17 protein-coding genes are annotated in these 21,877 nt (G+C 70.5%); 5 read left to right on the forward strand and 12 right to left on the reverse strand.

Going from position 1 to position 21,877, the window contains the following annotated elements:
* Positions 1-108: 108 nt before the first annotated feature.
* From EHF32_RS14590 to EHF32_RS14600, 3 genes are read right to left on the reverse strand one after another with little or no spacing between them, the layout of a single operon-like run.
* Positions 109-1,482 carry an MFS transporter gene (locus EHF32_RS14590; RefSeq protein WP_137419272.1) on the reverse strand — a complete coding sequence of 458 codons (1,374 nt, stop codon included), beginning with the start codon at positions 1,480-1,482 and terminating at the stop codon, positions 109-111.
* A 5-nt stretch (positions 1,483-1,487) separates the two neighbouring features.
* Positions 1,488-1,919, reverse strand: a complete 432-nt coding sequence (locus tag EHF32_RS14595; protein WP_234073733.1) for a MarR family winged helix-turn-helix transcriptional regulator — start codon at positions 1,917-1,919, stop codon at positions 1,488-1,490.
* A 45-nt stretch (positions 1,920-1,964) separates the two neighbouring features.
* Positions 1,965-3,554, reverse strand: a complete 1,590-nt coding sequence (locus tag EHF32_RS14600) for a DHA2 family efflux MFS transporter permease subunit (RefSeq protein ID WP_137418865.1) — start codon at positions 3,552-3,554, stop codon at positions 1,965-1,967.
* Positions 3,555-3,633: 79 nt separating this feature from the next.
* Between EHF32_RS14600 and EHF32_RS14605 the strand changes: the two genes are divergently transcribed.
* The 3 genes from EHF32_RS14605 (at position 3,634) to EHF32_RS14615 (ending at position 6,511) form a co-directional block, all read left to right on the forward strand.
* Complete coding sequence (locus tag EHF32_RS14605; protein WP_137418866.1) at positions 3,634-4,482, forward strand: alpha/beta fold hydrolase; 849 nt, start codon at positions 3,634-3,636, stop codon at positions 4,480-4,482.
* Between the two features lie 116 nt (positions 4,483-4,598).
* Complete coding sequence (locus EHF32_RS14610; protein WP_137418867.1) at positions 4,599-5,648, forward strand: lipoate--protein ligase family protein; 1,050 nt, start codon at positions 4,599-4,601, stop codon at positions 5,646-5,648.
* Positions 5,645-6,511, forward strand: coding sequence for a DNA-methyltransferase (locus EHF32_RS14615; protein ID WP_238343728.1), 867 nt, complete (start codon positions 5,645-5,647; stop codon positions 6,509-6,511). The genes EHF32_RS14610 and EHF32_RS14615 overlap by 4 nt, the downstream gene beginning before the upstream one ends.
* A gap of 27 nt (positions 6,512-6,538) precedes the next feature.
* Here the strand turns inward: EHF32_RS14615 and EHF32_RS14620 are convergent, their stop codons facing one another.
* Entirely contained in the window at positions 6,539-7,990 is a 1,452-nt protein-coding gene (locus EHF32_RS14620; protein ID WP_137418869.1) for a carboxylesterase/lipase family protein, read from the reverse strand.
* Positions 7,987-8,583, reverse strand: coding sequence for a TetR/AcrR family transcriptional regulator (locus tag EHF32_RS14625; protein WP_137418870.1), 597 nt, complete (start codon positions 8,581-8,583; stop codon positions 7,987-7,989). The genes EHF32_RS14620 and EHF32_RS14625 overlap by 4 nt, the downstream gene beginning before the upstream one ends.
* A 100-nt stretch (positions 8,584-8,683) precedes the next feature.
* Between EHF32_RS14625 and EHF32_RS14630 the strand changes: the two genes are divergently transcribed.
* Positions 8,684-10,894, forward strand: a complete 2,211-nt coding sequence (locus EHF32_RS14630; RefSeq protein WP_137418871.1) for a glycoside hydrolase family 3 C-terminal domain-containing protein — start codon at positions 8,684-8,686, stop codon at positions 10,892-10,894.
* A gap of 95 nt (positions 10,895-10,989) precedes the next feature.
* Here EHF32_RS14630 and EHF32_RS14635 read toward each other — a convergent pair whose 3' ends face one another.
* Genes EHF32_RS14635 through galT form a run of 3 tightly spaced genes read right to left on the reverse strand, consistent with a single transcriptional unit; the run spans position 10,990 to position 15,569 of the window.
* Complete coding sequence (locus EHF32_RS14635) at positions 10,990-13,179, reverse strand: alpha-galactosidase (protein WP_137418872.1); 2,190 nt, start codon at positions 13,177-13,179, stop codon at positions 10,990-10,992.
* Positions 13,180-13,218: 39 nt separating this feature from the next.
* Positions 13,219-14,397: a galactokinase gene (gene galK / locus EHF32_RS14640; protein WP_137419273.1), complete on the reverse strand. Its 1,179-nt coding sequence runs from the start codon at positions 14,395-14,397 to the stop codon at positions 13,219-13,221.
* 5 nt (positions 14,398-14,402) lie between these two features.
* On the reverse strand, positions 14,403-15,569 hold the full coding sequence (galT, locus tag EHF32_RS14645; protein ID WP_137418873.1) for a galactose-1-phosphate uridylyltransferase: 1,167 nt from the start codon (positions 15,567-15,569) through the stop codon (positions 14,403-14,405).
* 53 nt (positions 15,570-15,622) lie between these two features.
* Here galT and EHF32_RS14650 point away from each other — a divergent pair, with 53 nt between their 5' ends.
* Positions 15,623-16,588, forward strand: coding sequence for a LacI family DNA-binding transcriptional regulator (locus EHF32_RS14650; protein ID WP_238343729.1), 966 nt, complete (start codon positions 15,623-15,625; stop codon positions 16,586-16,588).
* Between the two features lie 62 nt (positions 16,589-16,650).
* Here the strand turns inward: EHF32_RS14650 and EHF32_RS14655 are convergent, their stop codons facing one another.
* From EHF32_RS14655 to EHF32_RS14670, 4 genes are all read right to left on the reverse strand, one after another.
* Positions 16,651-17,973 (reverse strand): ABC transporter substrate-binding protein, encoded by a 1,323-nt coding sequence (locus EHF32_RS14655; RefSeq protein ID WP_137418874.1) that lies wholly within the window; start codon positions 17,971-17,973, stop codon positions 16,651-16,653.
* Between the two features lie 83 nt (positions 17,974-18,056).
* Positions 18,057-18,944, reverse strand: coding sequence for a carbohydrate ABC transporter permease (locus tag EHF32_RS14660; RefSeq protein WP_238343730.1), 888 nt, complete (start codon positions 18,942-18,944; stop codon positions 18,057-18,059).
* A complete protein-coding gene (locus EHF32_RS14665) occupies positions 18,941-19,840 on the reverse strand; it encodes a carbohydrate ABC transporter permease (RefSeq protein ID WP_137418875.1) in 900 nt (299 codons plus the stop codon). Before EHF32_RS14665 ends, EHF32_RS14660 begins: the two co-directional genes overlap by 4 nt.
* Entirely contained in the window at positions 19,837-21,843 is a 2,007-nt protein-coding gene (locus EHF32_RS14670) for a beta-galactosidase (protein WP_137418876.1), read from the reverse strand. The genes EHF32_RS14665 and EHF32_RS14670 overlap by 4 nt, the downstream gene beginning before the upstream one ends.
* Between the last annotated feature and the right edge of the window lie 34 nt (positions 21,844-21,877).

Here is a 21,877-nt window from a genome sequence, read left to right on the forward strand (position 1 = left end):
TCGCCCCGGTCGGAGAATCGGCCGAATGTCGGAGGATCGGGCCCGAAACCTCCGACATCGGGCCGAATCTCCGACGTTCGAGCGCGGCGGCGGGCCGGGGCCGGCGGGTCAGGGACGCGGGGCGCGGGCGGTGCGGGGTAAGCGGCGGCGGATGCGGCGGCGCGCTGCCGCATCCGGGAGGGTGACCGGCGCGGTGGCCGCGGCGACCTCGTCACTGAACTCCTCCGGAGCGACGACGCGGACGGGCCGGGTCTCGTCGATCTCGAAGCGCAGGCGCGCCTCGGGGTCGCGGCGCACCCGGCCGGATGCGAGGAGCCAGGTGACGCCGATCGCGCAGCCGATGAGGCCCGCGACGGCGCCGACGTCGATCGCGGCGCGTGGTCCCCACGTGTCGGCGACCCAGCCGGCGATCGGGGCGCCGATGGGGGTGGCGCCCATGATGACCGCCATGTACAGCGCGAGAACACGGCCGCGCAGGGCCGGATCCGTCGTGGTCTGCACGTAGCCGTTCGCGGTCGTGAGGATCGTGACGGTGCTGAAGCCGACGAACACGAGGCTCACGGCGTAGAGCGGGTAGGTCGGCATCGCGGCGGAGACGAGGGAGAAGACGCCGAAGGCTCCCAGCGCCGCGATCACGACCCGCATCCGGGCGCGATCGCGCCGTGCGGCCAGCAGCGCGCCTGCGAGAGAGCCGATGGCGAGCACGGAGCTCAGCAGACCGTACCCGTCGGCCTGCTGCCCGAACTGCACGGCCATGGTGGAGGCGAAGATCGGGAAGTTCATGCCGAAGGCCGCGATCAGGAACACCATCGCGAAGATCACCTTCAGATCCGGCCGGCCCGCGACGTAGCGGAAGCCGTCTGCCAGTCGCGCGCCGCCCGGCGCACGGGTGCGCGGCACGAGCTCACGTACCCGCACGAGCATGAGCGCGACGAGCATCGCGAGGAAGGTACCCGCGTTGACCATGAAGACCCACCCGGTGCCCACCAGCACGATCAGCACGCCGCCGATCGCCGGACCGAGCAGACGTGCGGCGTTGAAGGATGCGGAGTTGAGCGCGACGGCGTTGGAGGCGTCGTCGCGCGACACGATGTCGGTCACGAACGCCTGACGTGCCGGTGCGTCGAACGCGTTGGCGACACCGAACGCCGCCGCGAAGCACCACATGAGCGGCAGCGTCATGACGTTCGTCAGCAGCAGGACGCCGACGGCGACCGCCAGCAGCATCAGCGTCGACTGGGTGAGCAGCAGCATCCGTCGTCGATCGAAGCGGTCGGCCGCCCAGCCGGTGATGCTCACGAGGACGAGGGGTGGTCCGAACTGCAGCGCCATCGTGATGCCCATGGCGGTGGCGTCGTTGTCGGTGAGCTGCGTCAGCACCACCCAGTCCTGGGCGGTCGCCTGCATCCAGCCGCCGATGTTGGAGACGAGCGCGCCCAGGAACCAGACGCGGTAGTTGAACAGCCGCATCGAGCGGAACATCGCGCTCATCGCTCCGCCACCCGGCGCAGGATCTCGGATGCGGCGTGCAGCGTCGCGCGCTCATCGGCGTCCAGTTCGTCGAGCGCCTCCTCGAGCCACGCGTTGCGACGGCGCACGGTCTCTTCGACGACGGCGCGGCCCGCATCCGTGAGCACGATGTTGACCTTGCGGCGGTCGGTGTCGTCGCTCCGGCGCTCGAGGTAGCCCGACTCTTCGAGGCAGTTGACCGTCCGGTTCATCGACGGCGCGGTCACCCGCTCGCGCGCGGCGAGCTCGCCGAGCGTGCGCGTGCCGTTGACCTTCAGTGCCATGAGCACCGAGAACTGTCCGTCGCTCATCGAGTCGACCGCGCGCTGGGCGCGCAGGCGCCGGGCGAGACGGAAGACCGACATGCGCAGCTCAGCCGCTTCGGCGGCGCGGGGGGATTCGTCGATCATCTCGATCCTTAGCATAGCTCATTAGTCTTGCTAAGGATCCGTGCGCTACCCGGTCTCGACCTCCTCGCGGCGGCGGCCGCCGAGGGTGAGCGTCGCCACCAGACCCACGGCGATGAACCCCGCCGCGGTGAACGCGGCGTAGCGGGTGCCGTCGGAGAACGCGGTCTCCGCCGCGGTCGCGATCTCGGCGGTCTGCGGGTTCGCGGCGAGGCCCGCGATGGCGCCGCCTGCGGAGTCGACGACACTCGAGACGATCTCATCGCGCTGGGATGCGGGCACGCCGGCATCGTCGAGCGAGCTCGCCAGCAGGCCGCCGGTCGAGGTGAACAGCACCGTTCCGAGGATCGCGACGCCGAGCGCCGCGCCGACCTGTCGGGAGGTGGACTGCGTGCCAGAGCCCTGCCCGGAGAGCTCGACCGGGACGTCCTGGAGGATGACGCCCGTGAGCTGCGCGGTCGCGAGCCCCACGCCGAACCCGTAGACGAACAGCGCCGGGAGCAGCCAGCCCCACGCCGCATCCGGGGCGACGACGAGGCCGACCCAGACGATGCCGACGATCTCGGCGAGGAGCCCGACCCGCACGATCGCGACCGGAGTCACGCGGCCGGATGCGGCGCCGGCGAAGCCGCTCGCCACGAAGGAGCCGATCGCGAGGGCCAGGAGAACGAGACCCGTCTGCAGCGCGTCGAAGCCGAGGACGAACTGCAGCCACAGGGGCAGCGACAGGATGATGCCGAACTCGCCGAGGGCGACCGTGAGCGCGACGAGGTTGCCGTCGCGGAAGGTGCCGATCCGGAACAGCGAGAGATCGAGGAGGGCCGCGCGACCGCGGTGGACCCGGTGTGCGCTCCACGCGATGAAGGCGATGAGCGCGACCACGGCGATCGCGAAGGCGACGGGTACGGGCGAGATCGAGAACGGCCAGGTGAACGAGCCGAGCGAGAAGGTGGTGTCGGTGTTCTGCCACCAGCCGTACGTGCGCCCCTCGATGAGTCCGAACACGAGGGAGCCGAAGAGGACGACCGACAGGAATGCGCCCACTCCGTCGATGCCGCGTCGGGCCGACTCGCGGGACTCCGGGACGGTCATCAGGACGCCGATCACGATGATGACGGCGAGGGGCAGGTTGATGCCGAACGCCCAGCGCCACGAGAACGCCGTGGTGAGCCATCCGCCCAGCAGGGGCCCCACGGCCGCCATGCCGCCGATCGTCGAGCCCCACACAGCGAACGCGATGCCGCGCTCCTTGCCGCGGAAGGTCGCATTGATGAGGGAGAGGGTGGTCGGCAGGATCATCGCACCGCCCACACCCTGCACGAGGCGGGCGAGGATCAGCAGGCGTCCGTCCGGGGCGAGCGCCGCGCCGATGGAGGCGAGGGCGAAGATGACGACGCCGATGAGCATGAGCCGTCGCCGCCCGATCCGGTCGGCGATCGACCCGAACAGCAGGAGAAACGCGGCGAAGACGAGGGTGTACGCCTCCTGGATCCACTGCACCTCGGTCGAGGAGACGCCGAGCTCGTCGACGATCGAGGGCACGGCGACGTTCACGATCGTCGAGTCGACGATGATCAGCGACACCGCGACGCTGATGAAGACCAGGCCCGCCCAGCGGCGGGATGACGGAGCATTCATGAATTTGTCTCGCTTTTCTAGCTTTATCGACCAGAGGCTACACCCGTCAGCGCTGCGCGGAACCCATAAAATCGAGACCATGCCGGAGTTCACCGACGCGCACGGCGTCGAGATCGTCTACGACGTCCATCCCGCCCAGGGTGCTGTGCGCGGTGTCGTGCAGCTCCTGCACGGCGTGGGTGAGCACGCCCGCCGCTATCCCGTGCTGATCTCCGCCCTCACGGAAGCCGGCTTCACGGTCTACGCGGACGACCACCGCGGGCACGGGCGCACCGGCATGAAGCAGTGGGGCGATCCCGCGCGGCTCGGCCGGCTCGGCCGCGGCGGGCACCGGGCGGCGGTGGATGCCGTCTGGCAGTTGACCCGCCGCATCCGCGACGAGAACCCCGACCTGCCGCTCGTGCTGCTGGGTCACTCCTGGGGATCGTTCCTCGCACAGATCCTGGTGAACCGGCATCCGGAGGCCTACGACGCGGTCGTGCTGTCGGGTTCGGCGCTGCGGCTGCCGGGCACCCTCAACGCCGGCAACTTGAACGCGCCGTGGCGGCGAGAGGACACCACGGGAACCGCGTGGCTGTCGAGCGACCTCTCCGTCGGCCGCGCCTTCGCCGACGACCCGCTCACCACGGGCACGCCCCTGCTGAAGCTCTTCGGACCCGTCGACGCCGCGCGACTGTTCGGGCGTCCGCGCCGGAATCTGGGCCGCGACATCCCGATCCTGCTCATGGTCGGGCGCGACGACACCGTCGGCGGTCCCCGCAGCGTTCACAAGCTCGCCGCCGAGTACCGCGAGCGCTCCGGGCTCACCGACGTCACGACCCTCGTCTACCCCGGCGCGCGCCACGAGATCTTCAACGAGGTCATGCAGGCCGACGTGCGCGCCGACCTGCTCGCCTGGCTCGACGCCCGCATCCCTTCCCGCGTCTGAGGCGTCCCGCCCCGCCGCTTTTCCCTTCCACCTTCCGCGAGACTGCGGGCGGGAACGGGAACGGGAGCGAGAGCGGATGCGGGGCCGCGGGTGAGCGGGCGACCTAGGCTGAGATCATGCACGGTGAGTACAAGGTCCCCGGGGGCAAGCTCGTTGTCGTCGATCTCGAGGTGCGGGAGGGGCGCATCGCCGACGTGCACCTCGCGGGCGACTTCTTCCTCGAGCCGGACGAGGCGCTGAGCGACATCAACCGGGCGATCGAGGGACTCTCGGTCGAGACGGATGCGGCCGCGATCGCCGCCGCCGTGCGCGCGGCGCTTCCGGACGGCGCGCAGCTGCTCGGCTTCTCGCCCGAGGCGGTCGGCACCGTCGTGCGACGGGCGCTGGTCACCGCTCCCGGCTGGAAGGACTTCTCCTGGGAGGTCGTGCACGACGCGCCCGTCTCGCCGCGGATGAACCTCGCGCTCGACGAGGTGCTCACCGCACGCGTGGGGGACGGCCGCCGCAACCCCACCCTTCGGCTCTGGGAGTGGAACGAGTCCGCCGTGGTCATCGGCTCCTTCCAATCCCTGCGCAACGAGGTCGATCCGGAGGGAGCGGCCCGCCACGGCTACGACGTCGTGCGGCGAATCTCGGGGGGCGGCGCGATGATGATGGGCGCCAACGCGATCATCACCTACTCGCTGTACGTTCCGGCGTCCCTCGTGGCCGGCATGACCTTCGCCGATTCGTACGCGTTCCTCGACGATTGGGCGCTGCAGGCGCTGCGTTCGCTCGGGGTGGAGGCGACGTACCAGCCGCTCAACGACATCTCCTCGCCGCAGGGCAAGATCGGGGGTGCCGCGCAGAAGCGCCTCGCCAACGGCGGCGTCCTGCACCACGCGACCCTGAGCTACGACCTCGACGGCGAGGTCATGACCGAGGTGCTGCGCATCGGGCGCGAGAAGCTGAGCGACAAGGGCACGGTCTCGGCGGCCAAGCGCGTCGACCCGCTGCGGCGCCAGACGGGACTGCCGCGCGAGCAGATCATCGAGCGCTTCATCAGTACGTTCTCCACGATGTACGGCGCGACGACCGGGCATATCACCGAAGAGGAATACGCCGAGGCGGAGGCGCTCGTTGCGAGCAAGTTCGCCACGGATGCGTGGCTGCAGCGCGTGCCGTGAGCGGGTCCACCCCCGGAACCGTCGCCATCCACCACGGCGACAATCTGGCCGTTGCCAAGGAGCTCCCCTCCGGAGCGTTCACGCTCGTGTACCTCGATCCGCCCTTCAACACCGGGCGCTCCCGCATCCGTGCGATCGAGACGGCGACCGCGCCCGCGCCGGATGCGGCCTCCCAGCCCGGCTTCCGCGGGCAGGAGTACGCACGACTGCGGGGCGATCTGCGCGCGTACGACGACCGCTTCGACGACTACTGGGGCTTTCTCGAGCCGCGGCTGCTCGAGGCCTGGCGCCTGCTGGCCGACGACGGCACGCTGTACCTGCACCTCGACTACCGCGAGGTGCACTACGCGAAGGTCATGCTCGACGCCCTGTTCGGTCGCGACCGGTTCCTGAACGAGATCGTGTGGGCCTACGACTACGGCGCGAAGAGCCGGCGCCGATGGCCGACGAAGCACGAGACGATCCTCGTGTACGTGAAGGATCCGGCGCGGTACTTCTTCGACGCGGATGCGGTGGACCGCGAGCCGTACATGGCGCCGGGACTCGTCACCGCCGAGAAGGCCGCGCGCGGCAAGCTGCCGACGGATGTGTGGTGGCACACGATCGTGCCGACCTCCGGCGGTGAGAAGACCGGGTATCCGACGCAGAAGCCCGAGGGGGTGCTGCGCCGGATCGTGCAGGCATCCAGTCGTCCCGGCGACGCGGTGCTGGACCTCTTCGCGGGAAGCGGTACCACCGGCGCGGTCGCCGCTCCGCTCGGTCGGCACGCCGTGCTCGTCGACGACAACGCGGATGCGGTCGCCGTCATGCGTCAGCGGATGCCGCGCGCCGTCCTCATCCCGCCGCTGCCCCGCGAGGCCTGACTCCAGCTCGCGGAAAGAAACGCGACCTCAGAGGAGGGCGGCCGTGCCGGCGTAGCCGTCGTCGACAACGGGGGAGTCGAGGTCGAAGACCTGGGTGGTGCCGGGCGCCTCGCCCCACGGCGTCCACGCCGCGCTGTGGTCGCGGATGAAGGCCACCGCCGTCGCGTGCATCCGTTCAGCGAGGGATGCGGGCGGATGCGGGCCGGCGATCCTCGCGACGCCGTCGGCCTCCAGCCGTCCGAACCAGAAGGGCACGTCGAGGCAGTGGCAGGCCCAACCGATCGTGGGCGAGGGCCAGGTGAAGCGGTACGCCCACGTGCGGGCGGCCGACCGCCGGGCGTCTGCCACCCGCGGCACGAGCGCGCCGAACACGCGGTCGGTCACGTAGCGCCCGAGCAGGGCGGCCGTCCCTTTCGCGCGAGGAGCCGGGTTGTCGCGCAGGTAGGCGCGCCGCCGCCGGCGGTCGAGTCCCAGAGCGGCCAACGCCAGCGAGGCGGGGACGAGGCGCAGCTTGTGGGCGAAGGAGTCGGTCACCATCGTGAACTCGTCGGCCGTGGAGCCGAGCAGCAGCGGCTTGTCGGCGCCGACTCCGCCGGTGATCGAGGTCGGGGTGTCGGTGCGGAGCAGGTCGCCGTCGACGGCGGGACCCCACGCGCGCTCGGCGATCATCTCCCGCAGCGGCGCGAGCCGTCCGCGGTGCGGGGCGAGCTCGATCGTGCTCTGCAGGGCGTGCAGCCTCTCCTCGGGCACCGAGGCGAAGCCGTCGCGGTCCGCGCTCACTCCGGCGGCGACGGCCAGACGGGTGGCGCGGGCACGCGCCTCGTCGAGCGGGACGTCCCCGAGCGCACCGGAGATCGACCACGCTGCCGAGAAGAGGTGCTGCGCCGCAGGCATCCCCAGTAGCGTGAGCACCGCCCCGCCGCCGGCCGACTGCCCACCGATCGTCACGCGCGCGGGGTCGCCGCCGAACGCGGCGATGTTCTGCTGCACCCACTCGAGAGCCGCGATCCAGTCCCGCACGCCGCGATTGCTCACGGCGCCGTCGATGGCCCCGAACCCGTCGAAACCGAGCCGGTACGAGAGGGTCACGACCACGATCCCCGCACGGGCGAACGTGTCGCCGTCGTACCAGGGGCTCGCGGGAGAGCCGGAGATGTAGCCGCCGCCGTGGATCCACACGAGCACGGGGGAGGGGGCCGCCGCATCCGTGTCCGGTGTGAAGACGTTCACGTTGAGCGTCGCGTCGCCCGGCACCGACGGCTCGGGGATGAGGGTGATCCCGGTATCTCCGCGCTGCGGGGTCGGGCCGTAGGCGGTCGCATCGCGCACGCCGTCCCAGGGTGCCTCGGGCTGCGGTGCGGCGAAGCGGTGCTCGCCGATGGGAGCGGCGGCGAAGGGGATGCCGAGGAACGCGAGGGAGCCCGGGCGGCGGAGGCCGCGGAGGGTGCCGGTCGAGATGGTGACGAGCGGATCGGTCATCGCAGCTGCGCCTCGCGTCCGGTCAGCGCGCTCTGGAACGCGGCGCGGACGATCGCGGCCATGTCGACCGAGGGGTCCAGCAGCCACTGGAGCTGCGCGCCGTCCCATGCCGCCTGCACGAGCCTGCTGGCGGTCGCGGGTGACACCTCGGGCGCCATCCGCCCGGCATCGGCCGCCTCTTGGAACCAGTCGCGGAGGCCGTCCAGGAATCCGGAGGTGCGGTCGGCGAAGTACGCGTGCGCCGGATGCGCGGGATCGCTCGCCTCGACCGACATCCGCGCGAAGAGGTGCACGAGCCCGGGCACCTGTGCGTTGTGCGCGATCATCCGCTCGTACGCCTCGGGCAGTTCCTCGCCGCCCTCGGGGTGGTAGGCGCGCAGGTCGAGCTCGTCGCGCTTGCGGAGGATCTCGACGAACAGGTGCTCCTTGCTGTCGAAGTAGTGCAGCAGGCCGGCCTGACTGAGTCCGACGGCGTCCGCGATCTCACGGACGGATGCGGCGCGGTAGCCCTCGCGGGCGATCACGGCCAGCGCTGCCTCGAGGATCTGTTCGCGCCGGGCGACGCCCTTCGCATAGGACCCCCGTCGCGTCATGTTCCCGAGGATATGCCCGAAACAGCTTGTGCGACGAAAACCGAGCGACATAAGCTTTTCGCGTCGGCGCGGAGCAGCGCCGTGATCACGAAGGAGCACCATGACGGACGTGTCCCCTGCCGAGCTGACGCTCGAGGAGAAGGCTTCGCTCACCAGCGGCCGCGATTTCTGGACCACCAAGCCGATCGACCGGGTCGGGGTGCCCTCGATCATGATGACCGACGGCCCTCACGGACTGCGCAAGCAGTCGGCGGCGAGCGATCACCTCGGCCTCGCACAGAGCGTCCCCGCCACGTGCTTCCCGCCCGCTGTGGGCCTGGGCTCGTCGTTCGACCCCGAGCTCGCGGAGCGGGTGGGGGTAGCTCTGGGTACGGAGTCCGCGCTCGAGGACGTCGCCGTGATCCTCGGCCCCGGTGTCAACATCAAGCGTTCCCCGCTGTGCGGCCGCAACTTCGAGTACTTCTCCGAGGATCCGATCGTTTCGGGCGTCATGGGAGCCGGCCTCGTCCGCGGCATCCAGTCGCGGGGCGTCGGAGCCTCGCTCAAGCACTTCGCCGCGAACAACCAGGAGACCGACCGGCTCCGCGTCTCCAGCGACGTCGATCCCCGGCCCTTGCGCGAGATCTACCTGCGAGGCTTCCAGCGCGTCGTGGAGGATGCGAAGCCGTGGACCGTCATGTGCTCGTACAACCGCATCAACGGCGTCTACGCCTCCGAGGATCCCTGGCTGCTCACGTCGGTGCTCCGCGGCGAGTGGGGCTTCGAGGGGCTCGTCGTGTCCGACTGGGGCGCAGTCAACGACCGGGTCGCCGGCGTCGTGGCGGGGCTCGATCTCGAGATGCCCTCGAGTGGCGGTCGCACCGACGCGCAGCTCGTCGCCGCCGTGAGGGACGGGTCGCTGGACGAGGCCGCCGTGGATCTCGCTGCGGGCCGCGTGCTCGATCTCGTGCGCAAGGCCGGAGCGCGGCCCGCCGCATCCGGAACGCTGGACGTCGATGCCCACCACGCGCTCGCCCGCGAGGCCGCGGGTCGCTCGATCGTGCTGCTGAAGAACGACGGCGGCATCCTGCCCCTCGGCCGCTCGCAGCGCATCGCCGTCCTCGGCGCGTTCGCCGCCGAGCCGCGCTTCCAGGGCGCGGGATCCTCCCTCATCAACCCGACGCGGGTGGACGCGGCCCTCGACGCGATCCGCGAGGCGGCTGACGGCGACGTCGCGTACGCAGCGGGCTTCACCTTCGACGGCAGCGGGGATGCGGACGCGCTGCGTGCCGAAGCGGTCGCCGCCGCCGCATCCGCCGAACGCGTCGTGCTGTTCCTCGGCCTCCCCGCCGCGGAGGAGTCCGAGGGCTTCGACCGGACGCACATCGATCTGCCTGCCGTGCAGCTCGCGCTCGTCGACGAGGTCGTCAAGGCCAACCCCCACGTGGTCGTCGTGCTCTCCAACGGCGGCGTGGTCGCGCTGCCTTTCGCCGAGCGCGTGCCGGCGATTCTCGAGGGCTGGCTGCTCGGCCAGGCCGGCGGCTCGGCCACGGCCGACGTGCTCTTCGGCGACGTCAACCCGTCGGCCAAGCTCACCGAGACGATCCCGCTGCGGTTGGAGGACACCCCCTCGCACGGCAGCTTCCCGGGCGAGTTCGGCCACGTCCGCTACGGCGAGGGTCTCCTCGTCGGCTATCGCGGGTTCGACGCGGCCGCGAAGGACGTCGCCTTCCCGTTCGGACACGGCCTCTCGTACACGAGCTTCGCCTACGGGGATGCGACGGCCGAGGTCACCGAGACGGGTGACGTGCGCGTGCGGGTCGATGTCACGAACACGGGCGACGTCGCCGGGCGCGAGGTCGTGCAGGTCTACTCCTCCCTGCCAGCCTCCGCCGTGCAGCGGGCGCCGCGGGAGCTGAAGTCGTTCCTGTCGGTTGCGCTGGATGCGGGCGAGACCCGCACGGCCGAGCTCATCATCCGCCGGAGCGACCTCGCCTACTGGGACATCCGCGTCGACGGCTGGGTCGTGGAGCCGGGTGAGTACGTCTTCGATGTGGCGGCGTCGAGCCGTGACATCCGCTCCTCCGTCGCGCTGCAGCTGACCGGTGACGAGGTGCGTCCGCCGCTGTCGCGCGAATCGTCGATCGGCGAGCTGCTGGACAACCCCGCGACCGCGCCGGTCATCGGCCCGGCGATCACCGCGATGTTCGGTGACGACGCGGGGATGATCAAGATGATGGCGTCGTTCCCGATCGGACGCCTCGCCGCCTTCCCGAACGCGCCCGTGAGCGAGCAGCAGGTCGACGAGCTGATCGCGACCGGCAACGCATGACGCGCAGGATGCGGTGAGCGGAGGGGATCCGGTGAGCGGAGCGCGTGCATCCCTCGAGGCGCGCTCCGCTCACCGCATCCCCGCCGTGGCCTCGGTCAGCCCAGGAGTCTCACGTCGAAGAGCATCGCCTGCTGCGGATCGAGCGTCGGAAGCGGAACCCCTGCTGTCGCCAGGACGGCCCCGGGCAGCACGACCTCTTCCTCCAGGGCACGGCTGATCCACTCCGGGGGAGCGACGTCGCGCCGCTTCGCACGGCCCACCTCGGAGCGGATGCGGACGCCGTAACTCGCCCCCGCATCGAGTCCCGGGAACGGGATGCGGCCGACCTGGCCGTCGGCGGAGCTCGCCAGCCGTGCCCAGGTGAACAGCGCACGAGATCCGTCCTGCGCGACGATGCCGGTGAGTTGCGTCGTGTCGTCGGCGAGGTCCGCGTTGACGACGCGACCGGTGTGCACCAGAGGGCGGAGCTCACGGTAGAGGTCGGCCCAGGCGCGGGTCGCGGCCCGTTGCTCGTCGTCCTGGCGCGTCAGGTCCGCCTCGATCCCGGCGTGCGCGGTGAGCGCCGTGAGGAAGCGGAACGACAGGTCGGTGACGCGGGAGGTCGTGTGCGCCTCGGCATCGCCCAGATGGGAGCCGATCAGCTCGGGCGGCACGATCAGACGAGTCCAGCGTTCGATCTGGGAGCGCTCGACGGGGTCGTTGCAGTCGGAGGCCCACACGCGGTCGGTGCGCTCCAGGATGCCGAGATCCACGCGCCCGCCGCCCGCGGAACACGTCTCGATCTCGAGACCGGGATGCCGGCGCCGCAGCTCGTCGAGCAGTCGGTACAGCGCGAGGGTCTGCCTGTGGACCGCGGGACGGTCGCCGTCGCCGCGGTGTGCGACGGCCTCGAGCAGGTCGCGATTGTGATCCCACTTCAGGTAGTCGATGTCGTACGTCGCGACGAGCGAGCTGATGCGCTCCAGCAGGTGGTTCCACGCCTCGGGGCGGGCGATGTCGAGCACCTGCTGGTGCCGGGACGTGCCGCCGAGACCCTCGGCAGGGGCGAGGATCCACTCCGGATGCTCGCGCGCGAGGTCCGAGTCCGGACTGATCATCTCCGGTTCGAACCAGAGGCCGAACTGCATGCCCGCCGCGCGCACCTGCCTCACGAGGGGCCCGAGTCCCTCGGGCCAGACGCTCTCGTCGACGTACCAGTCGCCGAGACCGGCACGGTCGGATCGGCGGTGGCGGAACCAGCCGTCGTCGAGCACGAGGCGTTCGACCCCGACCTCCGCGGCGCGCTCGACGAGCGCCGACAGACGCGACAGGTCATGGTCGAAGTAGACCGCCTCCCAGGTGTTGAGCGTCAGCGGGCGCGGCGAGGAGGGGTGCGCCCTGCGTGCGCGCAGGCGCCGGTGCAGACGGTCCGAGAGGCCGTCGAGGCCCGCATCCGACCAGGTGAAGATCGCGAGCGGAGCGTCGTAGCGCTCGCCGGGCGCGAGACGGATCTCGCCGGCACGGAGCAGTTCGCCGACGCCGATGACCGAGCGCAGCGCCCCCGCGCTCTCCGGCAGCCTCTCCGCGAGGTACTCGGCGTCGCCCGAGAAGGCGAGGTGCGCGCTGAAGACTTCTCCATGCCCGAAGCCGAAGCCCGGCGTTCCCAACGCGAGCAGGAACGGTGAATCGTGCCCCGGCTTGCCCCGCCGCGCGCGCCGTACGTGGCTGCCGTCGCGCAGCGCGCCACGCTGCGGCGAGCGTTCGCGCACCCACTTGCCGGAGAAGTCGAGCACCTCGCTCGCGCGGGCGGGTACCGGCATGAGGGCGCGCAGCGCCTCCACGTCGTAGGGTGCGTCGGCGCCGCCCTCCGCCGGACGCGTGAGGGAGAGCGCGACGCTCAGCACGCCGAAACGGTCGAGGACGTATGTCGCCTCGCCGTCCAGGCCGGTCACCTCATCGCGCATCAGGATGCGGACCCGGCCGCCCCCCGCCTCGTCGTGCGACACCCGGGCATCGACGAGGCGCGGGCGCGGCGTCGTGGCCGCACCGGCTGCGTGGCCCGCCTGTGCGGGGGTCCCCGACCAGCCGTCGCGCTCGGTCGGCCAGATCGTGAACGTGCGGGCCGCATCCGGCGCGTTGTTCAGCACGGCGGGAGCACCCGTCAGGCGCATGCCCGCGCCGAGATCGGCGGCATCGCCGAGGTCCGCTCCCCAGTGCAGGATGCGGGGAACCGGGTCGGTGAGCTCGATCAGCAGGCTCACACCCGCGGCGCGCAGGTGTGCCGTGGTGTCGTCGTCGCGGTGCATCGATGCTCCTTCGCGCGGGTGGTGGGTCGTCGCGCCCGGTCAGGCGTCGCGGTGCGCGCCGGCCGACGGGGTCACGGTGAAGATCGTCGGCGCGGTGAACCCGGCGTCGGCGAAGGCGCGGCGCACCGCATCCGACACCGCATCGACCCGGTCCGCGTCGATGAGTGCGATGGCCGCGCCGCCGAAGCCGCCGCCGGTCATGCGAGCGCCGATCGCGCCGGCCGCCATGGCCGCCTCGACCGCGGTGTCGAGCTCGGGCACCGAGATCTCGAAGTCGTCGCGCATGGAGGCGTGAGAGGCGAGGAGCAGCTCGCCGATGGCGCGCGGACCCTGCTCGCGAAGCGTCCGGACGGTGTCGAGCACGCGCTGATCCTCGGTCACGACGTGGCGCATCCGGCGGAACGTCACGTCGTCGGTCTTCGTCCGGGCTTCGGCGAGGTCCTCGACGCGCACGTCGCGGAGCGCCGGAACCCCCATGATCGATGCACCCAGCTCGCACGACGCACGGCGCTCGCCGTAGCCGCCGGTCGAGTGCGAGTGCTTCACGTTCGTGTCCATGACCAGCAGCGCAAGACCCGCGGCCGCGAAACCGAGGTCGACGACCGTGGTGTCGAGGGTGCGGCAGTCGAGGAAGATCGCCGCATCCTGCTCGCCGAGCATCGACGCCATCTGGTCCATGATCCCGGTGGGGGCGCCGACGGCCTCGTTCTCCGCGACGCGGCCGACCTTGGCGAGGGCGACGCGGTCCAGGCCCAGCTCCCACACGTCGTTGAGAGCGGATGCGGTCGCGCCCTCGATCGCGGCGGAGGACGACAGTCCCGCTCCCACCGGGACGTCGGAGGCGATCGCGATGTCGACACCTGTCACGCTCGCGGCGTCCCGACCCGACGCCGCCAACAGCGCCCACGCGACGCCGAGCGGATACGTGGACCACTCGGGTACGTCGTCGCGCCCCTCGGGGAAGAGCGCGTCGAGCTGGTCGAGCGCGACCTCCACGGGCACCGGGTCGAACGTCGACACCACGCGCACGCGGCCGTCCTGGCGAAGGCCCAGCTGGACGTGCGTGCGGTGCTCGATCGCGAATGGCAGCACGAAGCCGTCGTTGTAGTCGGTGTGCTCGCCGATCAGGTTCACCCGTCCCGGCGCCGACCAGTGGCCGACGGGCTCGTGGCCGGTCAGCTCGACGAACAGGTCGCGGGCGGCGGCGGCCGCATCCATCCGGGTCACAGCGATACTCCTTCTACGGCCTCGCGCAGGCGGGCGGCGGCGGTCTCGGGCGGAACGTCGCCGATCCAGGCGCCCATGGCCGCCTCGCTCCCGGCGAGGTACTTCAGCTTGTCGGCCGCACGGCGCGGCGAGGTCAGTTCGAGATGCAGGCGAGCGCCGCCGCGACCGGTGTGCACGGGTGCCTGGTGCCAGGCGGCGATGTAGGGCGTCGGCGTGTCGTAGAGCGCGTCGACGCCGCGGAGCAGTCGCAGGTACAGCGGTGCCAGCTCGTCGCGCTCGGCATCGTTCGTCTCGGCGAAGTCGGCGACATGGCGGTGGGGGACGAGGTGCACTTCCAGCGGCCACCGCGCGGCGAACGGCACGAACGCGCTCCAGTGTTCGCCGCGCAGGATCATGCGTTCGCTCTTCGACTCCATCTCGAGGATGCGGTCGAACAGGTCGTCGCCGGTGCGCTCGAGCGCGGTCAGCAGGCGCTGCGTGCGCGGGGTGACGTACGGGTAGGCGTAGATCTGCCCGTGCGGATGCGGGAGGGTCACGCCGATCTCCTGCCCGCGGTTCTCGAACGGGAAGACCTGCTGGATACCGGGCAGCGCGGACAGTGCTGCCGTGCGATCGGCCCAGGCCTCGATCACGGTGCGGGCACGGGTGACGCTCTGGGTGCCGAACGAGCCGGCGTGCTCGGGGCTGAAGCACACGACCTCGGTGCGCCCGACGGAGGTGCGGGTGCGGCCGAGACCGTACTCGGCCAGGTCGGCGAGGCCTTGCGGCGGGTCGACGGCCGCCGGGACGTCGTCGGTCGCCACGGCGAGGGCGGGGCCGAACGACGGGGACTTGTTCTCGAAGACCGCCACGTCGTAGCGCGACGGGATCTCCGAGGGGTTCGTGGGCGTCTGCGGGGCCAGCGGATCGAGCTCGGCCGGGGGCAGGAACGCACGGTTCTGACGGTTGGCGGCGATGGAGATCCAGTCGCCGGTCAGCACATCGAGGCGCATCGTCGCGGTCTCCGGACGCGGTGCCAGCTCGCGCGCGTCGATGCTGCGCTCGGGCGGGAGGGTCGTGTCGGGGTCGTCGTAGTAGATGAGTTCGCGGCCGTCGGCGAGACGTGTGGGGCGCTTCACGACGCCCGCACCGAGGAGTGCGACATCCTGCTGAGGTGTGTTCACGATAACACGCTACATTTCAGGCGTGATATCGTCAACATGACGACGGGGGCGCGATGGTTCGGGTATCGATGGCGGATGTCGCCGCGCACGCGGGCGTGTCCGCTCAGACCGTGTCCCGCGTGGTGAATCAGAGCCCGCGCGTCGATCCGGCCACCCGTGCCAGGGTCGAGGCGGCCATGAGCGCTCTGGGCTATCGGATGCATCGCGCGGCACGCGCACTCCGCACGGGGCAGACCCGCACGATCGGTCTCGTCGTCTCCACCCTCGCCTCCGTCGGCAACTCGAGGATGCTGCAGGCGATCGCGGAGGCCGCCGCCGAGCGCGACTACGCGCTCGCGATCGTCACGGTCGCCGGCACCCGCGACATCGCCGAGGCCTTCTCGCAGCTGCGCGACCAGGGTGTCGACGGGGCCGTCGTCCTGAATGAGGCGACGCGGCTCGCCCGCGGTGCGGAGCCGCCCGCGGGACTCCGTCTCGTCGTGGTCGACTCGCCGCCGGACGACCGCTTCACCATCGTCCAGACCGACCACGCGGGCGGTGCCCGGCTCGCGACCAGACACCTGCTGGATGCCGGTCACCGCACGGTGCATCACCTCGCCGGCCCGGTGACCTCCTTCGCGGCGGCCGAGCGCGAGCGCGGCTGGCGCGAGGAGCTCGCTGCGGCCGGCCTTTCCGTGCCCGAGCCGGAGCGCGGCGACTGGACCTCTCGATCGGGGTACGAGCGCGGGTCCGCCTTCGCGACCGCATCCGCCGTCTTCGTCGCGAACGACCAGATGGCTCTCGGCCTGCTGCGTGCCCTGGCAGACCTCGGCCGGCGCGTGCCGGAGGACGTCGCGGTCGTGGGCTTCGACGACATCGTGGACGCCGCCGAGTACCGCCCGCCGTTGACGACCGTGCGGCAGGACTTCGACGCGCTGGGCTCTCGCGCCGTCGAGGTGCTCGTCCGCATGATCGAGACGGATGAGGCCGCGTCCGCGCAGGAGATCGGTGCGACGCTGGTCGTGCGCGACAGCGCCTGAGGCGTGCCGGGAATGCGTGATGCCCCGGGACGCGCTGGCATCCCGGGGCATCACGGTCGGTGTTACTTCTGGACCGGGATCGACTGCGACTCGAGCGTCTTGATGGTCGCGTCCTGACCCTTCTGCAGAGCGTCGGCGAGCGTCCCCGACCCCGAGACGGCGGCCTTGAAGCCGTCGGAGACGTCGGCATAGGTCTGCGTCATCGTCGGACCCCACACGAAGTCGGGGGTGACCTCGGTGGCCGCCTGCGCGAACACGTCGTAGATCTTCTGTCCGCCGTAGAAGTCGACGCCCTCGGCCAGCGATGGGAGCTTCAGGCCCTCGGTGGTCGCGGGGTAGATGTTGGCGGCCTTGTTCAGCGCGGTCAGCGCCTCATCCGAGGTGTTCAGCCACAGCGCGAACTTCGACGCCTCGTAGGGGTGCTTGCTCCCCTTCAGCACGGCGATCGAGGATCCGCCCCAGTTGCCCGAGACCGCGTCGCCCGACTTCCACTGCGGCATCTGTGCGACGGACCACTTGCCGGACGTGTCCGGTGCGCCGCTGGAGATCGAGTTGGCGCCCCAGACCGCAGAGTTCCAGGTCCAGACCTGGCTCGAGTTGTAGGCGTTGTTCCACTCGTCGGTCCACGCGGGGTAGGTGCTGACGAGGTCCTCCTTGATGAGGTCCTGCCAGTAGTCGGCGACCTTGGTCGAGGCGTCGTCCGTCAGCGAGACCTTCCAGCCGTCGGATCCGTTGTCGAACCACTGCCCGCCGGCCTGCCAGACGAAGCCCGCGAACTGGTTGATGTCCGACTGCGAGAAGTTCGTGATGTAGCCGCCGAGAGCGCGGATCTTCTTCGCGGCATCCTTGTACTCGTCCCAGGTCGTCGGCACGGGGATGTTGTTGGCCTCAAACAGGTCGGAGCGGTAGAACAGGCCCATGGGGCCGATGTCCTGCGGGATGCCGTAGACCCCGCCGTCCAGGGCCACCTGGCTCCAGGCCCAGCCGACGAACTGGTCCTTGGCGGAGCTGACGTCGCCGCAGTTCGCGATGTTCTCGACGCCGTCCTGCACGAGGAAGTTGGGGAGTGCGTCGTACTCGATCTGGCCGAGGTCGGGTGCGTTGCCGGCCGCGATCTGGTTGAAGAAGTTCTGGTAAGTGCCGCTGTTGCCGTTGGGGCCCGTCTGCACCTTGACCTGGATGTCGGGGTTCTCGTCGTTCCAGATCTTCACGACATCCTCGATACCGGGGATCCACGAGGTGAACTCGAGCGTGACCTGACCGTCGGCCGGTGCGCAGTCGCCGGCAGCGGCGTCGCTGCCCTGGTCACCGCCCGCGGCGCAGCCGGCGAGCAGGAATGCCGACAGTGCGAGAGCTGCGACGGCCTTCTTTCTGGGGTGCTGCATTTCCATCCCTTTCTTGGTGGTGCGTCCTTCGGGCCTTTCCGACGGACGAGGGCCGGGCGGTTCCTTCCGCCCGGAGTCTGGGGTCACTTGATGGCGCCCGCGCCGAGCCCGCCGCGCCAGAAGCGCTGCAGCAACAGGAACGTGACGATCAGCGGGATCACCGACAGCAGGGCGCCGATGAGGACGAGTCCCCGCAGCTCGGGCAGCTGGTTCAGCTGGTTGTTCCAGCCGAACAGGCCGTAGACGACCGGGAAGAGCTCCTCGCTTCGCAGCATGATCAGCGGCAGGAAGAAGTTGTTCCAGATGGCCACGAACTGGAAGAGGAACATCGTCACGAGCGCAGGCGTCATCAGCCGCATGCTGACGGTGAAGAAGGTGCGGATCTCGCCCGAGCCATCCAGGCGTGCCGCTTCCAGCAGCTCGTCCGGCACGGAGGATGCGGCGAAGATACGCGCGAGGTAGACGCCGAACGGACTCACGAGCGAGGGCAGGAACACCGCCCAGAACGTGTTCGTCAGCTGCACCTGGCTGAAGATCAGGAACAGCGGCAGAGCGAGCGCCGTCGCCGGCACGAGCACGCCCCCGAGCACGACGTTGAACAGGAACTCGCGCCCCGGGAAGCGGTACTTCGCGAGGGCGTACCCCGCCATCGCCGCCAGCAGTGTCGCGATCGCACCGCCGAGCCCGGCGTACAGCAGCGAATTGCCGAGCCAGCGCAGGTAGATGCCATCGCGGTACGCGAACAGATCGCCGATGTTCGCGAACAGCCGGAAGTCGGCGAACCACAGCGGGTTCGTCGTGAGGATGTCGCCGGTGTCTTTACTGGACGCCACGAGCAGCCACCACAGCGGCAGCAGGAAGTAGACCGTGAACACGGCCATGATGAGCATCGCCGAGCCGCGCGAGACCAGGGGCTCGCGCACACGACGGGTGGCGCCGGAGTTCCGGCGGGTGGCGACGGTGGCGCTCATGCGTTGCCCTTCCGCTGCATGTACTTCATGAATCCGAACGAGAGCACGAAGGTGGTCACGGCCAACACGACCGAGAACGCGGCCGCGAGGTTCGGGTTGGGAATGGATGCGGTCGCGTAGACCGTCATGTTCGGGGTGTACGTGCTGGTGACCGCCGAGCTGAAGGAGCGGAACACCTGCGGCTCCGCCAGCAGCTGCAGCGTGCCGATGATCGAGAAGATCGCGGTCATCACGATCGCCGGCCGCACGAGGGGGATCTTGATCGACCAGGCGATGCGGAACTGCCCGGCCCCGTCCAGGCGCGCCGCCTCGTAGATCTCCGTCGGGATGGACAGCAGCGACGAGTAGATGATGAGCATGTTGTAGCCGACGTAGACCCAGGTCACGACGTTCGCGATCGACCACAGCACGAGATCGGCGCCGAGGAAGTCGACGTTCTTGGTCAGGGCGGTGAAGGGCGACAGGTTCGGCGAGAACAGCGAGCCCCACATGATCGCGGCGATCACGCCGGGCACGGCGTACGGCACGAAGAACGCGAGGCGGAAGAAGCGCTTGCCCTTGACCAGCGGCGAGTCCAACAGCAGTGCGAACAGCAGTGCGAGACCGAGCATGACGGGCACCTGCACGACGCCGAACAGCAGCATCCGCCCCACCGAGCTCCAGAACGCCTCGTTCTGGAAGACGAGCACGTACTGCGCGAATCCGCCGAAGACCTGCTCGGCCTTGCCGAAGGTGCCCTCGCGGCGCACGACGAGTGTCGACTGCACGATCGCGAAGAGGATCGGGGCGACGTAGAACAGGGTGAACAGGATGCCGAACGGCACCAGCAGGAACGCGATCGCCGCTTTGTGCGGCACCCGCGTCCGGCGCCGTACGGGCGCTTCGGTGATGGTCACAGGGACTCCTCGATGATCCGGACGGCACCGGCGGCCACGACCGCGGTGCCGTCGACCGGCTGGTCGGTGAGCAGGTCGCGGCCGCGGACGTCGACGGCGACCTCGTTCTCTGAGTGGTTGATGACGAACAGATACGAGCCCTGCTCGCCCCGCCGGCGCACGACCTCGACGCCGGGGATGCGTGAGGCGTCGGGCTCGAGCCCGGCCTCCGCCGCCATCCGCGAGACGATCCCGGCGTAGGAGGACGCGTCCGGCTGGGTGGCGAGGTACCACGCGGAGCCCGTGCCGACGGTGCGACGGGTGAGGGCGGGCATGCCGCCCGCAGGGCCGTCGACGAACGTGTCGAGGACCTCGGCGTCGAACGCCCGCATCCGTTCGGTCCAGACGTGGCCGACGGCACCGGATCCGAGGCGCACCGTGTGTCCGGGCTCGAGCGGGGCGAACTCCTCCGCGCCGATCCCGAGCAGGTCGCGGAACGCGCCGGGGTAGCCGCCCAGACGCACGGCGTCTCGCTCGTCGACGGTGCCGCTGAAGAAGGTGACGAGCACCGCGGCCCCGGATGCGGCCCGGTCGGCGATGACGGCCGCATCCGCATCCCGCACGAGGTGCAGGGCCGGGACGACGACGAGCGCGTGGTCATCGAGAGATGCTCCGGGGCGGACGATGTCGACGGTGAGGCCCGCCGCGGTGAGCGCAGCGTGTGCCGCGTGGACCTGCTCGAGGTAGGCGAGCGCCTCGCTCGGGCGCCCCTCTCCTTCCGCGGCCCACCAGCTCTCCCAGCTCAAGAGGAGGGCGGCCTGCGCGTGCACCCGCGTACCCGCGACCGGGGCGAGCGCGCGCAGCGTGCGGCCGAGCTCGAGCACGCGCTGCCAGGCCGCGGTGTCGGTGCCGGCGTGCGGGACGAGCGCGGAGTGGTACTTCTCCGCCCCCTGAGCCGAGGCGCGCCACTGGAAGAAGCAGATGCCGTCGGCGCCGCGCGCGACGTGAGTGACCACGTTGCGCAGGAGTTCGCCGTCGCTCTTCGCGAGGTTGTACGGCTGCCAGTTGACCGCGCCGGTCGAGGTCTCCATGAGCAGCCATGGGGCACCCTGGGCGAGTCCGCGGGTCAGATCCGCCGCGAAAGACAGCTCGGCGCGGGGGAGCGGGAGGCGGTTGTCGAGGTAGTGATCGTTGGCGATGACATCCATCTCTCCTGCCCACGACCAATAGTCGAGGTTGCGGATGTGGGCCGTCACCATAAAGTTCGTCGTCACGGGGACGGCGCTCGCCGCGCGGATGATCGCCGCCTCGGCGCGATACAGGCCGAGCTGCTCGTCGGAGCTGAAGCGGTGGAAGTCGAGCATCTGGCCGGGGTTGCGCAGCGACAGGGCGCGGCGCGGGGGCAACACGTCGTCCAAGGTGCCGTAGCGCTGGCTCCAGAACGCGGTGCCCCAGGCGTCGTTGAGCGCCTCGATCGTTTCGTAGCGGCGCTGAAGCCAGCCGCGGAAGGCCTCGGCGCTCGCATCGCAGTAGCACAGCGCGTTGTGGCAGCCGAGCTCGTTCGACACGTGCCACAGGGCGACGGCCGGGTGGCTCCCGTAGCGCTCGGCGACCCGGGTGACGACCTCGGCGGCGTAGGAACGGAAGACGGGGGAGCTGGGACAGTAGGCCTGACGCCCGCCCGGCCAGGCGCGCACGCCGTCCTCGGAGACCGGCAGGATCTCGGGATGGATGCGGCTCAGCCACGGCGGCGGCGACGCGGTGCCGGTGCCGAGGTTCACGCGGATGCCGTGGGAGTGCAGCAGCTCGATGATGTCGTCGAGGGCGGTGAAGTCCCACTCGCCCGGAGCGGGGTTGATGTCCGACCAGCCGAAGACGTTGATGGCCACGAGGCTGACGCCGGCCTCGTTCATCAGGCGGACGTCCTCTTCCCACACCGACCGGTCCCACTGTTCGGGGTTGTAGTCGCTGCCGAAGACGATGCCGTCTGCGGCGAGGGTGGCGAGATGGGCGGCGTCGGGCATCCCGTGGCGCTCCTTTGCGTAGCTGTGAACGTGC

Origin of the sequence: Microbacterium sp. RG1 (genome assembly GCF_005347485.1) — a bacterium.
GTDB lineage: Bacteria > Actinomycetota > Actinomycetes > Actinomycetales > Microbacteriaceae > Microbacterium > Microbacterium binotii_A.

Bases quoted from the DNA above. Each gene is read 5' to 3' on its own strand.
- EHF32_RS14635 (WP_137418872.1), bottom strand. From the start codon at position 13,179: ATGCACCGCGACGACGACACCACGGCACACCTGCGCGCCGCGGGTGTG.
- EHF32_RS14655 (WP_137418874.1), bottom strand. From the start codon at position 17,973: ATGCAGCACCCCAGAAAGAAGGCCGTCGCAGCTCTCGCACTGTCGGCA.
- EHF32_RS14650 (WP_238343729.1), top strand. From the start codon at position 15,623: ATGGTTCGGGTATCGATGGCGGATGTCGCCGCGCACGCGGGCGTGTCC.
- EHF32_RS14660 (WP_238343730.1), bottom strand. From the start codon at position 18,944: ATGAGCGCCACCGTCGCCACCCGCCGGAACTCCGGCGCCACCCGTCGT.
- EHF32_RS14605 (WP_137418866.1), top strand. From the start codon at position 3,634: ATGCCGGAGTTCACCGACGCGCACGGCGTCGAGATCGTCTACGACGTC.
- EHF32_RS14600 (WP_137418865.1), bottom strand. From the start codon at position 3,554: ATGAATGCTCCGTCATCCCGCCGCTGGGCGGGCCTGGTCTTCATCAGC.
- EHF32_RS14670 (WP_137418876.1), bottom strand. From the start codon at position 21,843: ATGCCCGACGCCGCCCATCTCGCCACCCTCGCCGCAGACGGCATCGTC.
- EHF32_RS14620 (WP_137418869.1), bottom strand. From the start codon at position 7,990: ATGACCGATCCGCTCGTCACCATCTCGACCGGCACCCTCCGCGGCCTC.
- EHF32_RS14625 (WP_137418870.1), bottom strand. From the start codon at position 8,583: ATGACGCGACGGGGGTCCTATGCGAAGGGCGTCGCCCGGCGCGAACAG.
- EHF32_RS14610 (WP_137418867.1), top strand. From the start codon at position 4,599: ATGCACGGTGAGTACAAGGTCCCCGGGGGCAAGCTCGTTGTCGTCGAT.
- EHF32_RS14630 (WP_137418871.1), top strand. From the start codon at position 8,684: ATGACGGACGTGTCCCCTGCCGAGCTGACGCTCGAGGAGAAGGCTTCG.
- EHF32_RS14595 (WP_234073733.1), bottom strand. From the start codon at position 1,919: ATGATCGACGAATCCCCCCGCGCCGCCGAAGCGGCTGAGCTGCGCATG.
- galK (WP_137419273.1), bottom strand. From the start codon at position 14,397: ATGGATGCGGCCGCCGCCGCCCGCGACCTGTTCGTCGAGCTGACCGGC.
- EHF32_RS14590 (WP_137419272.1), bottom strand. From the start codon at position 1,482: ATGTTCCGCTCGATGCGGCTGTTCAACTACCGCGTCTGGTTCCTGGGC.